General features: G+C 72.8%; 14 protein-coding genes. 12 read left to right on the top strand and 2 right to left on the bottom strand.

What is annotated here, in order from left to right:
• Positions 1-54 precede the first annotated feature (54 nt).
• The 3 genes from clsA to ABD333_RS14600 all read left to right on the top strand — a co-directional run bounded on the left by clsA (position 55) and on the right by ABD333_RS14600 (position 3,760).
• Positions 55-714, top strand: a complete 660-nt coding sequence (gene clsA, locus ABD333_RS14610; RefSeq protein WP_410558664.1) for a cardiolipin synthase ClsA — start codon at positions 55-57, stop codon at positions 712-714.
• Entirely contained in the window at positions 711-3,209 is a 2,499-nt protein-coding gene (locus tag ABD333_RS14605; protein WP_344541253.1) for a sugar phosphate nucleotidyltransferase, read from the top strand. The genes clsA and ABD333_RS14605 overlap by 4 nt, the downstream gene beginning before the upstream one ends.
• 371 nt (positions 3,210-3,580) lie before the next feature.
• Positions 3,581-3,760, top strand: coding sequence for a hypothetical protein (locus ABD333_RS14600; protein WP_344541251.1), 180 nt, complete (start codon positions 3,581-3,583; stop codon positions 3,758-3,760).
• Here the strand turns inward: ABD333_RS14600 and ABD333_RS14595 are convergent.
• Positions 3,757-5,076 (bottom strand): aminotransferase-like domain-containing protein, encoded by a 1,320-nt coding sequence (locus ABD333_RS14595; RefSeq protein WP_344541250.1) that lies wholly within the window; start codon positions 5,074-5,076, stop codon positions 3,757-3,759. The two genes, ABD333_RS14600 and ABD333_RS14595, sit on opposite strands and share 4 nt — an antisense overlap.
• A 113-nt stretch (positions 5,077-5,189) precedes the next feature.
• Here ABD333_RS14595 and ABD333_RS14590 point away from each other — a divergent pair, with 113 nt between their 5' ends.
• Positions 5,190-5,822 carry a LysE family translocator gene (locus ABD333_RS14590; RefSeq protein WP_344541249.1) on the top strand — a complete coding sequence of 211 codons (633 nt, stop codon included), beginning with the start codon at positions 5,190-5,192 and terminating at the stop codon, positions 5,820-5,822.
• Here the strand turns inward: ABD333_RS14590 and ABD333_RS14585 are convergent.
• Positions 5,706-7,934, bottom strand: coding sequence for an MMPL family transporter (locus ABD333_RS14585; RefSeq protein WP_344541248.1), 2,229 nt, complete (start codon positions 7,932-7,934; stop codon positions 5,706-5,708). The two genes, ABD333_RS14590 and ABD333_RS14585, sit on opposite strands and share 117 nt — an antisense overlap.
• Positions 7,935-8,089: 155 nt before the next feature.
• Here ABD333_RS14585 and ABD333_RS14580 point away from each other — a divergent pair, with 155 nt between their 5' ends.
• The 8 genes from ABD333_RS14580 (at position 8,090) to ABD333_RS14545 (ending at position 14,614) form a co-directional block, all read left to right on the top strand.
• Positions 8,090-8,788, top strand: a complete 699-nt coding sequence (locus ABD333_RS14580; RefSeq protein WP_344541247.1) for a response regulator transcription factor — start codon at positions 8,090-8,092, stop codon at positions 8,786-8,788.
• On the top strand, positions 8,788-10,260 hold the full coding sequence (locus tag ABD333_RS14575; protein WP_344541246.1) for a sensor histidine kinase: 1,473 nt from the start codon (positions 8,788-8,790) through the stop codon (positions 10,258-10,260). The genes ABD333_RS14580 and ABD333_RS14575 overlap by 1 nt, the downstream gene beginning before the upstream one ends.
• Positions 10,261-10,299: 39 nt before the next feature.
• Positions 10,300-11,187, top strand: a complete 888-nt coding sequence (locus ABD333_RS14570) for a DUF881 domain-containing protein (RefSeq protein ID WP_344541245.1) — start codon at positions 10,300-10,302, stop codon at positions 11,185-11,187.
• 72 nt (positions 11,188-11,259) lie between these two features.
• A complete protein-coding gene (locus tag ABD333_RS14565; protein WP_425546911.1) occupies positions 11,260-11,583 on the top strand; it encodes a small basic family protein in 324 nt (107 codons plus the stop codon).
• Positions 11,580-12,362, top strand: coding sequence for a DUF881 domain-containing protein (locus ABD333_RS14560; protein WP_344541243.1), 783 nt, complete (start codon positions 11,580-11,582; stop codon positions 12,360-12,362). The genes ABD333_RS14565 and ABD333_RS14560 overlap by 4 nt, the downstream gene beginning before the upstream one ends.
• Positions 12,363-12,640: 278 nt before the next feature.
• Positions 12,641-13,204 carry an oxoglutarate dehydrogenase inhibitor Odhl gene (gene odhI, locus ABD333_RS14555; protein WP_344541241.1) on the top strand — a complete coding sequence of 188 codons (564 nt, stop codon included), beginning with the start codon at positions 12,641-12,643 and terminating at the stop codon, positions 13,202-13,204.
• A gap of 72 nt (positions 13,205-13,276) precedes the next feature.
• A complete protein-coding gene (gene ftsR, locus ABD333_RS14550) occupies positions 13,277-14,002 on the top strand; it encodes a transcriptional regulator FtsR (RefSeq protein WP_344541240.1) in 726 nt (241 codons plus the stop codon).
• A gap of 141 nt (positions 14,003-14,143) precedes the next feature.
• A complete protein-coding gene (locus ABD333_RS14545; protein WP_151570878.1) occupies positions 14,144-14,614 on the top strand; it encodes a bifunctional nuclease family protein in 471 nt (156 codons plus the stop codon).
• Positions 14,615-14,716: the final 102 nt, after the last annotated feature.

The raw sequence follows: 14,716 nt of genomic DNA, 5'->3' as shown, positions 1-14,716 counted from the left end.
TTTCAAACCCTTACCGATAGGGTCAGGATCATTAGGGAAGGGAGGCTCCGGTCGATGGGGGATGGCGGGCGGCAAGCGGGCGTGCAAGAAGTGGAAGGAGCACCGGACCGGATCTGGACGGTGCCCAACCTCCTGAGTTTCGCGCGGCTGCTGGGGGTGCCGCTCTTCCTGTGGCTGGTCCTGGTCGAGGCGGACTGGTGGGCCCTCGGCCTGCTGGTCTTCGCGGGCCTGTCGGACTGGCTGGACGGCAAGCTGGCGCGGGCGCTCAACCAGACGAGCAGGCTCGGCATGGTCCTGGACCCCGCCGCCGACCGGCTCTACATCCTCGCCACGCTCATCGGGCTGACCGTCCGGGAGATCATCCCGGTGTGGCTGATCGCGCTGCTGGTCGCCCGCGAGCTGGTGATCACGCCGATCGTGCCGATCGTCCGGCGGATGGGGTACGGCGGGACGCTGCCGGTGCACTTCGTCGGCAAGGCGGGCACGATGTGCCTGCTCTACGCGTTCCCGCTGTTGCTGCTGGGGGACCATGACGGGGCCGTGGCCACGACCGCCAAGGTCGTCGGCTGGTCGTTCGCCATCTGGGGCACCGCCCTCTACTGGTGGGCGGCCGTCCTCTACTGGGTACAGGCGCGGCAGTTGGTGCTGGCCGACCGCGCCTCACCCCCCGTTCCGTCGGCCGGCGCGCGGAAGGGAGCGGAGACCCCCCGATGAAGGCCGTTGTGATGGCGGGCGGCGAAGGGACGCGGCTGCGTCCCATGACCGCCAACCAGCCCAAGCCCCTGCTCCCCGTCATCAATCGGCCGATCATGGAACATGTGCTGCGCCTGCTCAAGCGGCACGGGCTGACCGAGACCGTCGTCACGGTGCAGTTCCTGGCGGCGCTGATCCGCAACTACTTCGGCGACGGCGAGGAGCTCGGCATGTCGCTGAGCTACGCCACCGAGGAGATGCCGCTCGGCACGGCCGGCAGCGTCAAGAACGCCGAGGAGGCGCTGCGCGACGACCGGTTCCTGGTGATCTCCGGGGACGCGCTCACCGACATCGACCTGACCGACATGGTGCGCTTCCACGAGCGCAACGGCGCGCTGGTCACGATCGGGCTCAAGCGGGTGCCCAACCCGCTGGAGTTCGGGATCATCATCGTGGACGAGGAGGGCCGCATCCAGCGGTTCCTGGAGAAGCCGACCTGGGGACAGGTCTTCTCCGACACCGTCAACACCGGCATCTACGTGATGGAGCCGGAGGTCCTGGACCACGTCGCGGCGGGCGAGCCGGTCGACTGGTCCGGTGACGTGTTCCCCAAGCTGCTGGCCGAGGGCGCCGCGCTCTACGGCTACGTCGCCGACTGCTACTGGGAGGACGTCGGCACCCACGAGAGCTACCTGAAGGCCCAGGCCGACATGCTGTCGGGCAAGGTGGACGTCGACCTGGACGCGTTCGAGGTCATGCCGGGCGTCTGGATCGCCGAGGGGGCCGAGGTCGACCCGGAGGCGATCTTGAAGGGCCCGCTCTACATCGGCGACTACGCCAAGGTGGAGGCGGGCGTGGAGCTGCGCGAGTTCACCGTGCTCGGCAGCAACGTGGTCGTCAAGGAGGGAGCGTTCCTGCACCGTGCCGTCGTGCACGACAACGTCTTCGTCGCCCCGTCCACCAACCTGCGCGGCTGCGTGATCGGCAAGAACACCGACATCATGGCGGGCGCCCGCGTCGAGGAGGGCGCGGTCGTCGGCGACGAGTGCGTGATCGAGGCCGAGGCGTACGTGTCGAGCGACGTCAAGGTCTACCCGTTCAAGACGATCGAGGCCGGCGCCGTCGTCAACACCAGCGTGATCTGGGAGTCGCGCGGGCAGCGCAACCTGTTCGGCCCGCGCGGCGTGTCCGGGCTGGTCAACGTGGAGATCACGCCCGAGCTCGCGGTCCGGCTGGCCAGCGCGTACGCCACCACCCTGAAGAAGGGCACCACGGTCGTCACCGGCCGGGACGCCTCGCGCGCCGCCCGCACCCTCAAGCGCGCGGTCATCAGCGCGCTCACCGCGAGCGCCATCAACGTCAAGGACCTGGAGGCCACCCCGCTGCCCACCGCCCGGTTCGAGACCGGGCGGGAGGACTGCGCGGGCGGCATCTACCTGCGCACCACGCTCGGCGACCCGCAGGGCGTCGACATCCTCTTCCTCGACGCCGACGGCGCCGACCTGTCCCTGGGCGCCCAGCGCAAGCTGGAACGCGTCTTCGGCCGCCAGGAGTACCGCCGGGCGTTCCCCGGCGAGATCGCCGAGCTGACCTATCCGGCGCGCACCGTCGAGACCTACACCCGCGACCTGCTGCGGCGTGTGGACATGACCGGGGTCCGCGAGGCGGAGCTGAAGATCGTGCTGGACTGCGCGGGCGGCACCGTGTCGCTGGTCCTGCCCACCCTTCTCGGCACGGTCGGGGTGGAGGTCCTCACCCGCAACAACAGGCTGGACGAGGCCAACCCGACCGAGACGCTCGCCGAGCGGATGCGCGACCTGCAGCGGCTCGGCGAGCTGGTCTCCTCCTCCCGTGCCGCGTTCGGCGTGCGGTTCGACCCGGTGGGCGAGCGCATCTCGCTGGTCGACGAGAACGGCGAGCTGATCAGTCACGACCGCGCGCTGCTGGTCATGCTCGACCTGGTCGCCGCCGAACGGCGCGGCGGGCGGGTGGCGCTGCCGGTCACCACGACCCGCGTCGGCGAGCAGGTGTGCCGGTTCCACGGCGTCCGGGTGGAGTGGACCTCGACCTCGCAGGACGTGCTCACCAAGGCGGCGGCCGAGCCCGACATCATCTTCGCCGGGGACGGCCGGGGCGGGTTCGTGATGCCCGAGTTCAGCACCACGGTGGACGGGATCGCCGCGTTCGTGCGGCTCGTCGGCCTGGTCGCCCGGACCCGGCTGACGCTCTCCCAGATCGACCAGCGCATCCCCGAGGCGCACCTGCTGCGGCGGTCGGTCCCGACGCCGTGGGCGGCCAAGGGCTCGGTGATGCGCCATGTCGTCGAGGCCGCCGGCGAACGCACGATCGACACCACCGACGGCGTCCGCGTGGTCGAGGACGACGGCCGCTGGGTCCTGGTCCTGCCCGACCCGGCCGAGGCGGTCACGCATCTGTGGGCGGAGGGTCCCGACGAGGACGCCGCGCAGTCGCTCCTGGAGGAGTGGGCCGCCGTCGTCGAGCGCGCCGGTTCCTGACCTTCGCATTTTCGGCGAAAAGTCAGGAAGCTCCTGCAGGGTGGGGCGCCATGAGCCTGCCCCGTGGCGCCCGGCTGCTGGTGGTCGAGGACGAGCCCGACATCCGCGAGCTGCGCGCCGTCACCCTCGGGTACTGCGGCTGGGCGGCGACGACTACCTGACCAAGCCCTTCAGCATCGACGAGCTGACGGCCCGCGTCGAGGCGGTGCTGCGGCGTTTCCGCGACGGCGTGGACGAGCCGCCCCGGCGGCTGGTGTTCGCCGACATCGAGCTGGACGAGGACGCGCACCAGGTGCGGCGCGCGGGAGAACTCGTCGCGTTGTCGCACCGCCGACCGCCGGGCCATCCTCCGGCAGTTCGAGCGCGAACGCGTGCCCGGCGCGGTGCTGCTCGGCGGCGACATCCACTCGCACTTCGTGACCGGGCTGCGCACCGACGTCCGCAGCATCCACGACTCGGAGGGCTCCCGGCCCGTCCTGCCCGGAGCCGCGTGCCGTACCGAGGCGTCGTACACCGTCGAACGCGACAGGCCGGGCGTCCACCGCGTCTAGTCGACCGCGGCGTCCTCCGGGGCTCCCCTGGCCAGCGTCGCCAGCACGCCCAGCGCGCGTTCCAGCTTCTCGGGCGAGGGAGAGGCGAGGCCGAAGCGCACGGCGCCGGGTGCTCCGCCGCCGCCGACCACGAAGGCGGCGGCGGGGGTGACGGCGATGCCGCGGCGCGCCGCGGCGGCGACGAACGTCTCGGCGCGCCATGAGCCGGGCAGGTCCCACCAGCAGAAGTAGGAGCACGGGTCGGAACGCAGCCGGAAACCTCCCAGCGTCGCGGCGAGGATCTTCTGGCGGGCGGTCACGTCGGCGCGCTTGGCCGCGGTGACCTGGGCGACGACCCCCTCCTCGATCCAGGCGGTCACGGCGTCCAGCGCGAAGCCGGCCGGCAGCCACGCGCCTGAACGGACCGCCGCCGCGTAGGCCGCGGCCCTGTCCTCCGGCACGACCGCGAATCCGGCGGTCAGGCCTGGGGAGAGCCGTTTGGAGACGCTGTCGGCCAGGATCGTGTGGCCGGGCGCGAACGCGGCCAGCGGAGGCGGGGCGTCGTCCGGCAGGAACGCCCAGACCGCGTCCTCGACCGCCCGCAGACCGAGCGCTTCGAGGACGCGGGCCAGCTCGGCGCGCCGCGCGACGGGCATCGTCGTGCTGTACGGGTTCTGCAGGGTCGGCTGGACGTAGACGGCCCTGAGCGGGGCGGAGCGATGGGCCTCGGCCAGCGCGTCCGGGCACAGGCCGTGCACGTCGACCGCGATGGGCACGAGGGTGATGCCGAGCCGGGACGCGAGGCCCTTGATGACCGGATAGGTGAGCGCCTCGACGCCGAGGCGCTCACCCGGGGGCACGAGGGCCGAGAGCGCGGCGGCGATGGCCTGGCGCCCGTTGCCCGCGAACAGCAGCCGCGCGGGCTCCGGGCTCCAGCCGCGCCGGGCGAGGAGGGCGGCCGCCGCCTCGCGCGCCGCCGGCGTCCCCTCGGGGCCCGACGGGCGCAACGCCGACTCCAGGGCGCCGGGACGCTGGAACCGCCGGAGCCCGGTGGTGAGCAGCGCCGCCTGGCCCGGCACCTCGGGGTAGTTGCGTTCCAGATCGATCAGCGCGAGGTCCGGGGCACGCTCCGCCGACCGCACGAAGGTGCCGCGGCCGACCTCGCCGACGACGAGTCCGCGGCGCGCGAGCTCCTTGTAGACGCGGGCGGCCGTGGAGCCGGCGATGCCGCGTTCGCGCGCGAACCGGCGCTGCGTCGCGAGCCGGTCGCCCGGGCGCAGCCGCCCGGCGGCGATGTCGGCCGCGACCGAGTCCGCGATGAGCCGGTAGTCGTCCATGCGATCCCCATCATTGCACCGAGAGCAATCACAGTATTGCACCGAGAGAGAGCCGACGTCTAGGCTCGGGGCAAGATCCGTGGAGATGGGGTGTGATGATTACGTTCGGGGCAATGGCGGGAATCGCCGTGGTCGCGCTCGGCATGGTGCTGTCGCCGGGACCCAACATGATCTATCTGGTCTCGCGGACGATCACGCAGGGGCGGCGGGCCGGGATGATCTCGCTGGGCGGCGTCGCGGTCGGGTTCGTGGTGTACGTGCTCGCCGCGACCGCCGGGCTCACCACCGTCTTCACGCTGGTCCCGGCGCTGTACACGGCGATCAAGCTGGCGGGCGCGGGTTACCTGCTGTGGATGGCCTGGCAGGCGGTGAAGCCGGGCGGCGGCTCCCCGTTCGCCCCCAAGGAGCTCCCGGTGGACCCGCCGCGCCGGCTGTTCACCATGGGCCTGGTGACCAACCTCCTCAACCCGAAGATCGCGATCGTCTACGTGTCGCTGCTGCCCCAGTTCGTCGACCCGGAACGGGGCAATGTGGCGCTGCAGACCCTGCTGCTCGGCCTGACCCAGGTCGCCGTGGCGCTCACGGTCAACGCGATCTGGGTGCTGAGCGCGGGCGCGGTCGCGCTCTTCCTAGCGCGGCGGCCGCTCTGGCAGCGCGTCCAGCGGTACGCGATGGGCACCGTGCTCGGCGCGCTCGCCCTCCACCTCGGCCTCGACAAGTCCAAGGCGGTCGTGGCGGCCCCCTGACGGCGCCACGCGCAGGAGCCGCGCCGCCCACGGGGGCAGCCACCAGTTCCACCGGCCGAACAGCGAGACCATCGCCGGGACGAGCAGGGCCCGGATGATCGTCGCGTCGAGCAGGATGCCGAGCCCCAGCCCGGTCGCGAAGATCTTGACCTCGATCATGGGCGCCGCGGCCAGCGAGGCGAACGCCAGGAACAGGATCAACGCCGCGCTGGTCACCAGCCGCCCGGTCCGGCCGATGCCCTCGACGACGGCCGTCTCCGTGGACCCGGTGCGGTCGTACTCCTCCCGCATCCGGGCCAGGATGAACACCTCGTAGTCCATCGACAGCCCGTACAGGAACGCGAACACCATCGCCGGGACGAAGACGGCGATCGACCCGGTCGCCGAGATGCCCCACAGCTGCTCGCTGCCGTGACCCTGCTGCCACACCAGCACCGTCGAGCCGAGGACCGCCGCGAGAGACAGCAGGTTGAGCAGCACGGCCTTCAGCGGCAGCAGCAGCGACCGGAACGCCCGGGCCAGCAGCACGAACGTGAGCAGGCCGATGACCGCCAGCATGATCGGGAACGCGCCGTACACCTTGTCGGTGAAGTCGAGGTCGGCGGCGGTCTCGCCGCCCACCCGGGCGCCCGCCGGCACGGCGTCCCGGATCGCCTTCACCGTGTCCTTGCCCGCTCCGGTGCCGCCCTCGCCGACGGGCAGGACGGTGACCAGGGCCGAGCCGCCGCGCCGCCAGTCGTCTCCCACGGGCGCCACCACGGAGTGCACTCCGGGCAGGGCGCGCAGCTCGGCGGCGACGCGGGCGGGATCGGTGCCGCCGGGCACGAGCACGTCGACGGGAGTGAGGACGCCGGACGGCACGCCCCCGTGGCGCAGGGCCGTCAGCCCGGCGTGGGCGGGGCCGGACTTGGCCATGGCGCCGCTGTGGGCCTCGCCCAGGTTCATTCCGAGCGCGACGTACGCCAGCGAGGCGAGCGCCGCCGTGGCGACCAGCACCGCCACCCACCGGAACCGGATCACCAGCCGCGTCCAGGCCGTCCAGGCCCGGCTCGGGCCCGTCTCCTTGCGGAGCCTGGGCCGGTCCAGCCAGGGGCCGACGGTGGCCAGCACGACCGGCAGCAGCGTGAGCGTGGCCAGCGCGCTCACGGTCGGGATGATCATTCCGCCGTACGCGACGCTGCGCAGGAACTCCACCGGCATGACGAGCATGGCGATCAGCCCGATGGCGACCGCGGCCGCGCTGAAGAGCACGGCGTGCCCCGCGGTGGCCATGGCCCGCCGCACGGCCTCGTCGCCTTCGTGGCCGCGTGCCCGTTCCTCCCGCCACCGCGTCACCACCAGCAGCGAGTAGTCGACAGCCACGCCCAGGCCGATCAGCGCCACGACGAACTGCACCATGAAGTTGACGTCGGTCACACCGGTGATCCCGTACACCGCCAGGAACGAGGTCAGGATCGACACGACGGCGATGGCGAGCGGCACCAGGGCGAGGAACGAACCGAAGACGAAGGCGAGCACGACCAGCGCGCCGACGCCGCCGATCACCGTTTCGACGAGCACGCTGGGCCCCTCGCTCCCCGCGCCCTCCTCAAGGCCGTCCAGGCTGGTCACGTGGACCGCCGCTCCGGCGGGCAGCGCCGACCGCAGCACCTGGCCGAGCGGGCCGCTCAGGTCCGGTCCCTCGTCGTCCTCGCCTCCGCCGCCCCCGGCGCCCGCCCGCTCGTGCGGGAAGACCAGGCCGAACGTGGTGCGGCCGTCGGTCCCGACCAGGCGCGGGTCGCCGGTGTCGGCGTAGGAGACGACACGCGCGTCCAGCCGTTCCCTGGCGGTGTCAAAGGCCTTCCGGAGCGCCGCGGTGACCTGCGGCGAGTCCACGCCCTGCCCGGCGGGCAGTGTGATCACGGGAATGAGCGGCTTGTCCTCGCCGCCCGAGCCGTACACCCGCGCGATCGCGGCGTTGGCGTCGGCCGCAGCCGATCCCGGCGGCGCGAAGTTCTCCTTGAGCCGGTCGGTGACCTGCGTGACCGCGAACGTGCCCGCGCACGTGGCGGCCAGCCACAGCAGCGTGATGAGAAGTTTGTGCCGCAGCACGAATCCAGCGAGTCTCTGCATGCGGATCAGTGCAGCCGCCGACTCTTCGACGGCCGTGTGGACGCTCTTAGGGATCGCTGTGAATCGGCGGCATCGCGCCGTGCATCGGCCTCTCACAGCGATCTCTAAGAGGTCTCACACTGCGCCCGCAGCGGTCCTGGGGCGAGACTGAGCACGTGACACATGCCCCCACACGCATCCTCGTGGTCGACGACGAGACCTACCTGGCCGATCTGGTCGCCACGGCGCTCCGCTACGAGGGGTTCGAGGCGGCCGTGGCCGGGACGGGCGCGCAGACCCTCGCCCAGGTGGCGCGGTTCGCCCCCGACCTCATCGTGCTCGACGTGATGCTCCCGGACGGATCCGGGCTGGAGACCTGCGCCAAGCTGCGGCGCGACGGCTGCGAGGCGCCGGTGGTCTTCCTGACGGCCCGCGACGCCACCGAGGACAAGATCAAGGGGCTGACGGTCGGCGGCGACGACTACGTGACCAAGCCGTTCAGCCTGGAGGAACTGATCGCGCGCATCCGGGCCGTCCTTCGCCGCGCCCGGCCGCGCGACGCCGAACGCGCCCGGCTGGCCTTCGCCGACCTGGAGCTCGACGAGGACACCTACGAGGTACGGCGCGGCGGCGCCCTGGTCGAGCTCACCCCGACCGAGTTCAAGCTGCTGCGCTACCTGATGCTGAACTCGGGGCGGGTCCTGTCCAAGCGGCAGATCCTCGACCACGTCTGGGAGTACGACTTCGGCGGCAGCGACGGCGTCGTCCAGACCTACGTCAGCTATCTGCGGCGCAAGGTCGACGACCGCGACCCGCGCCTGATCCACACGGTGCCGCGCGTCGGCTACATCCTGCGGCTGCCCAGGGAGGGCTGATGTCCCTCCGCCGGCGGCTCATCCTCATCGTCCTGGTGCTCCTGACCCTGGGCCTGGTCACCGTGGGCGCCTCCACCATCGCGGCGATCTTCGACTGGAAGACCTCCACCAACGACCGGCTCATGTCCGAGGTCGGCCGGGAGGCGGCGGTCCTGATCGCGGCCCGCGCCGAGCGGGGCCAGGGCCTGACGCTGCCGCCCGCCACCGACGACCTGCGACGGCTGTGGCGGGCCGGGAGCAGGCACGGCGGGTTCCCCTCGTTCCTCCAGGTGCGCGGCCCGGACGGACGGGTGCTGCAGACCGAGTCGTTCGCCGAGACGCCGCCTATCCCGGCGGACGTCCGGCCGGGGAAGGCCGACGAGGGCAACCCCGACGGCGAGCGGTTCACGCGGATCGAGGCCCACGTGACCGGCGGCGACCGGTGGGAGGGGCCGTTCGGCGACCACGCGCCCGACTGGCGGATCCGGGCCGCGTCGCTGCCCGGCGGGCGCGGCACGCTGGTGATGGCGATGCGCACCACCGAGCAGGACGAGCTGATCGGCCGGACGCTCGGCACGCTGTTCACCGTGACCCTGCTCGTCCTCGGCGGCGTCGCGTTCCTGGCCTGGCGCGCGATCCGGCGCGCGCTGCGGCCGCTGGACGAGATCGCCGAGACCGCCGGCGCCATCGGCGGCGGCGACCTCGCGCGCCGCGTCGACGCGTCCGGCCCGAAGACCGAGGTCGGCAGGCTCGGCGCCGCGCTGAACGCCATGCTCGCGCAGATCGAGTCGGCGTTCCGCGAGCGCGCGGCCTCCGAGGACCGCCTGCGGCGCTTCATCGCCGACGCCTCGCACGAGCTGCGCACCCCCGTGGCGACCGTACGCGGTTACGCCGAGCTGTTCCGTCGCGGCGCCGCCGACCGGCCCGGTGACCTGGCCAAGGCCATGCGCCGGATCGAGTCCGAGGCCGAGCGGATGGGCCTGCTGGTCGACGAGATGTTGCTGCTGGCCCGGCTCGACCAGGGCCGCCCGCTGGAACGCGAGCCGGTGGACCTGGCCGTGCTGGCCGCCGACGCCGTCGCCGACGCGGCCGCCGTGGAACCGGACCGGCCGCTTTCGCTGGAGGCGGACGGCCCCGTGACCGTCCTCGGGGACGCCGAACGGCTGCGGCAGGTCGTCGGGAACCTGCTGGTCAACGTCCGGCGGCACACCCCCGCGGGAGCGCCCGCCACCGTCCGCGCGGGCGTGACGGGGGACCGGGCCTTCATCGAGGTGGCCGACACCGGCCCCGGCCTCACCGCGGAGCAGTGCACCAAGGTCTTCGAGCGCTTCTACCGGGGCGACGAGGCCCGGTCGCGCGACCACGGCGGGGCCGGGCTGGGCCTGTCGATCGTGGCCGCCGTCGCCGAGGCGCACGGCGGCACCGCCACGGCCCGTTCCGAGCCGGGCGGCGGCGCCGCGTTCCGCGTCACATTTCCCGCCGCACCACCCTGACGTGCGCGAGCACCGGGCCGCGCTTGCCATGATTGGGCGGTGAGCGAACCGCGGCGGGACGGCGACACGCGGGGCTGGCGGCGTCCGGACGCCTCCATGTCCCTGCTGTCGGACCTGTTCGCGGGCAAACTCCTCGACCCCGGCTACACCGAGGCCGCCGCGCGCCGCGCCGCCGCCGGGCAGCCGGGGGCGCGGCGCGGCCGGTTCCGCCACGGCGGCGTCCTGCTGGTCCTGATCGTCGTGGGCCTGCTGATCGCGGTCGCCGTCGCCGAGGTACGGCGCAGCGAGCCGGTGGCCCAGCAGCAGCGCTCCCGGCTCATCGGCGAGATCCGCACCCGGACCGCCGAGTCCGACGAGCTCCAGCGGCGGCTCGACCGGCTGCGGGCGCAGACCGAGCGGCAGCGCGTCGCCGCCCTGGCGCGCAGCGAGGCCGGGCGGCAGGCCCGCGCCGACCTCGCCGCCGCGGACGCGGCGGCCGCCGCCGCCCCGGTCGAGGGCGCCGCGCTGGTCGTGACCCTCGCCGACGCCGAGCCCGCGGACGGCGAGCGGCGCCGGGCCGACGACGGCCGGGTCTATGATCAGGACCTTCAGGTGCTGGTGAACGCGCTCTGGGCGGCCGGGGCCCGGGCGATCGGGATCAACGGCCAGCGGATGACGCCGACCACGGCGATCCGGACGGCCGGCGAGGCGATCCTGGTGGACTACCGGCCGCTGAGCGGCCCGTACGAGGTGACCGCGCTGGGGGACCGCGACCGCCTGGAGGACGTCCTGCGCGCCTCCGCGGCGGGCCGCCGGCTGCAGGCGCTGGAGGACCGGTTCGGCATCCGCTACGAGACGCGCCGCACGGGCAGGGCGCGTCTCCCCGCCGCAGGGGTGCTGCAGCTGCGCCACGCCCGCGCGCAGGGCGAAGGGACGCGCCGCCCGTGAGCGGGACGGCGGACGGACGGAGATGATGGAGGGACGGGACATGGAAGGGGCGGGGTGCCGGGCGTGATCGCGATGATCGGCCTCGTGGTCGGGGTGGTGCTGGGGCTGCTGTTCGAGCCGACCGTGCCGCTGTGGTTGCAGCCCTACCTGCCGATCGCCATCGTCGCCGCCCTGGACGCCATGTTCGGCGGGGTCCGGGCGCGGCTGGAGGGCGTCTTCGACGAGAAGGTCTTCGTGGTCTCGTTCGTCAGCAACACCATCATCGCCGCCTTGATCGTCTTCCTGGGCGACCAGCTCGGCGTGGGCTCGCAGCTGTCCACCGGCGTCGTGGTGGTCCTCGGCATCCGGATCTTCTCGAACGCGGCGGCCATCCGGCGGAAGCTCTTCGGCGCATGAGCGGCACCGAGCACGGCACTCCCGAGCACGGCACTCCCGAGCACGGCACTCCCGAGCACGGGCCGGAGGAGAGTCCCGAACACAGGCCCGAGCAGACGCCTGACAGGCCGCCGGGGCTCCTGGACCTGCTGCGCCCGCGCACGACCCTTGGCCAGCTCGCGGGAGGCCTGCTGTGCGTGCTCCTGGGCTTCGCGGTGGTGACCCAGGTCAGGTCCACCCAGCGGGACACCACGTTCGCCACCGCCCGGCAGGACGAGCTCGTCGGCATCCTGTCCGACCTCTCGCAGCGGTCCGAGCGGCTCCGCGGCGACCTGCGCGACCTGGAGGGCACCAAGGCCGAGCTCGAACGCGACGTCCAGGGCGGCACGGCCCTGGAGGAGGCACGGCGGCGGGCGACCACCTACGGGCTGCTCGCGGGCACCCTCCCGGCCGAGGGGCCCGGGATCGAACTGCTGATCGGCGATCCGCGCCGCGCGGTGCGCTCCATCAACCTCCTCGACACGCTGCAGGAGCTGCGCGACGCGGGCGCCGAGGTGATCCAGATCAACGAGGTACGGGCCGGGGTGAACACCTACTTCCTCGACGCCGCCGCGGGCGTCGAGGCCGACGGCCGGATCCTGCGGCCGCCGTACCGGTTCCTGGCGATCGGCGACCCGCACACCATGACCACGGCGGTCAACATTCCCGGCGGCGTGGTGAGGACGCTCCAGAACGCCGGCGCGAGCGTGACCGTCACCCAGCGCGCCAAGCTCACGGTCAGCGCGGTACGGTCGGAGTGAGGGGCGGCGGGGTGGTGATCGGGGCTCGTCCGCGCGGCGGCGTAGACCTGCGATCATTATCGAAGGTAGCTTGAGGGTCGTCGGCTCCCCGATCCAGTTGACCCCTCGGGCACTACCCGCGTAAGTTGCGGCAACCGTCGTGTTGGTCGGCGGGGAGTCGGACCGTGGTCGGGGGCGGGTCCCCGGCGTGGGTTGGTACAGGATGCGCGTGGCGCAGGCCGCCCTCGCGAGAGCGAGGGAGCCCGTGGCACGCCGATCGTAGGAGGCCGAGCCGATCGATGCCGAGCGTCTACTGCACGCAGTGCGGTCACGCCAACCCGGATGATGCCCGCTTCTGCTCCAACTGCGGCACTCCGCTGACGCGGACCGCCACGCCTCCCTCGCCCGCGCCCCACCAGCAGCCACCGCCGCCCTACCGGGAGTCGCCGGGCGAGTCGACGTCGACGATCTCGATCGGCGGCTTCGAGGCCCTCGACACCGACCAGAGCGCCGAGGAGCCCGTCGGCTCCGACCAGGTCGCCGTCGAGGCGCTGCCGCCGGGCACCGCCCTGCTGGTGGTCAAGCGCGGCCCCAACGCCGGCAGCCGCTTCCTGCTCGACAAGGAGCGCACGTCGGCGGGACGCCACCCCGAGAGCGACATCTTCCTGGACGACGTCACCGTGTCCCGCCGGCACGCCGAGTTCGCCCGGGAGGGCGGCAGCTTCTCGGTCCGGGACGTGGGCAGCCTCAACGGCACCTACGTCAACCGGCAGCGGATCGACTCGGCCGGCCTGTCGGGCGGCGACGAGGTCCAGATCGGCAAGTTCCGGCTGGTGTTCCTGACCAATCCGCAGCACGGCTGACCGGCCGGCCGCGCGCGGGGTGACGGGCGGCACGCCGGGCGGGAGACCGCCACGGGGACGAGGGGAGGGCCCATGAACGCGCAGCCGGCCCGTGCCCTGATGACGATCGGGGACGTCCTCGGCCTGCTCCGGGCCGACTTTCCCGACATCACCATCTCCAAGATCCGCTTTCTGGAGGCCGAGGGCCTGATCGAGCCGCAGCGCAGCCCCTCGGGCTACCGCAAGTTCGGCCAGGCCGACGTCGACCGGCTGCGGTACATCCTCACCGCCCAGCGCGACCACTACCTGCCGCTGCGAGTGATCAAGCAGCGGCTGGACGCGCAGGACCGCGGCGAGGCCGTGCCGCCCCTGGACGGCGGCCGGCGGGTCCCCGTCCAGGAACGCCGTCCGCGCACGCTCGTGGCGGCCGGCTCCGGCGCGCCGGAGCCCGCCGTGCGCCTCACCCGGCGCCAGCTCCTCGACGGTGCCGGGATCGACGAGGACCTCCTGAGCAGCCTGGAGGACTACGGGCTGGTGGCCCGCGCGGGCGGGCACTACGACGGCGAGGCCCTCACGATCGCCCGCGCCGCCGCCGCGCTCGGCGCGTTCGGCGTCGAGGTCCGCAACCTGCGCGCCCTCAAGGCCGCCGCCGACCGGCACGTCGGCCTGATCGAACAGGTGATCGCGCCGCAGCTGCGCCGCCGCAGCCCCGAGGCGCACGAGCAGGCGGCCTCGGCGGCCCGCGAGATCGCCGATCTGTCGGTCCGGCTGCACGCGGCGCTGCTGGCCACGGGCCTGCGCGAAAGCCTTGACCCGTGATCATGAAGCCCCCGGAGGTTATTGCCGGGCCGTCCGCGCGCCCCCGTGTCGGGGGTCGGGTGTACGTTGGCTACAGGGTTCGGTGACGAACAGATCTGGGCAATTGGTGATCGAGACAGCGAGGACCAGCAGGGAGCCGCAGTGAAGCAGATGGAGGTCGTCGGCGTCCGGGTCGAGATGCCCTCCAATCAGCCGATCGTCCTGTTGAAGGAGACGGACGGTGATCGGTACCTGCCCATCTGGATCGGGGCGGTGGAGGCGACCGCGATCGCCTTCGCCCAGCAGGGCGTCCTGCCGGCGCGCCCGCTGACCCATGACCTGTTCCGCGACGTCCTCGACGCGCTGAGCGTCCAGCTGCGCACGGTCAACATCATCGCGCTCCGCGAAGGGATCTTCTTCGCGGACCTGGTGTTCTCCAACGGCGTCGAGGTGAGCGCCCGCCCCTCCGACTCGATCGCCCTGGCCCTGCGCACCGGGGCCACCATCTTCGCCAGCGAGGACGTCCTTGAGGAGGCCGGGGTCGCCATCCCCGACGAGCAGGAGGACGAGGTCGAGAAGTTCCGCGAGTTCCTCGACACCATCTCGCCGGAGGACTTCGGAAGAGCTGGATAGTGGTCAACGCCCTCCGGGCGTTTTCCCCGATCTCCCGAGTCCTCGTGCTAGCCCAGCTGTGTTCGCCGTTGCACGGAGCTGGCGACCCCCTGGAACCCCCGA

Source organism: Actinomadura fulvescens (assembly GCF_039533225.1).
Lineage (GTDB): Bacteria > Actinomycetota > Actinomycetes > Streptosporangiales > Streptosporangiaceae > Spirillospora > Spirillospora fulvescens.
The sequence above is the reverse complement of the archived record's forward strand: the minus strand, read 5'-3'. Positions and strand labels throughout refer to the sequence as shown.

What these genes read in the sequence shown, in the direction of transcription:
- ABD333_RS14560 (WP_344541243.1), top strand. Translation starts at nt 11,580, where the DNA reads ATGAGCGGCACCGAGCACGGCACTCCCGAGCACGGCACTCCCGAGCAC.
- ABD333_RS14585 (WP_344541248.1), bottom strand. Translation starts at nt 7,934, where the DNA reads ATGCAGAGACTCGCTGGATTCGTGCTGCGGCACAAACTTCTCATCACG.
- ABD333_RS14605 (WP_344541253.1), top strand. Translation starts at nt 711, where the DNA reads ATGAAGGCCGTTGTGATGGCGGGCGGCGAAGGGACGCGGCTGCGTCCC.
- ABD333_RS14590 (WP_344541249.1), top strand. Translation starts at nt 5,190, where the DNA reads ATGGCGGGAATCGCCGTGGTCGCGCTCGGCATGGTGCTGTCGCCGGGA.
- odhI (WP_344541241.1), top strand. Translation starts at nt 12,641, where the DNA reads ATGCCGAGCGTCTACTGCACGCAGTGCGGTCACGCCAACCCGGATGAT.
- ABD333_RS14575 (WP_344541246.1), top strand. Translation starts at nt 8,788, where the DNA reads ATGTCCCTCCGCCGGCGGCTCATCCTCATCGTCCTGGTGCTCCTGACC.
- clsA (WP_410558664.1), top strand. Translation starts at nt 55, where the DNA reads ATGGGGGATGGCGGGCGGCAAGCGGGCGTGCAAGAAGTGGAAGGAGCA.
- ABD333_RS14565 (WP_425546911.1), top strand. Translation starts at nt 11,260, where the DNA reads ATGATCGGCCTCGTGGTCGGGGTGGTGCTGGGGCTGCTGTTCGAGCCG.
- ABD333_RS14595 (WP_344541250.1), bottom strand. Translation starts at nt 5,076, where the DNA reads ATGGACGACTACCGGCTCATCGCGGACTCGGTCGCGGCCGACATCGCC.
- ftsR (WP_344541240.1), top strand. Translation starts at nt 13,277, where the DNA reads ATGAACGCGCAGCCGGCCCGTGCCCTGATGACGATCGGGGACGTCCTC.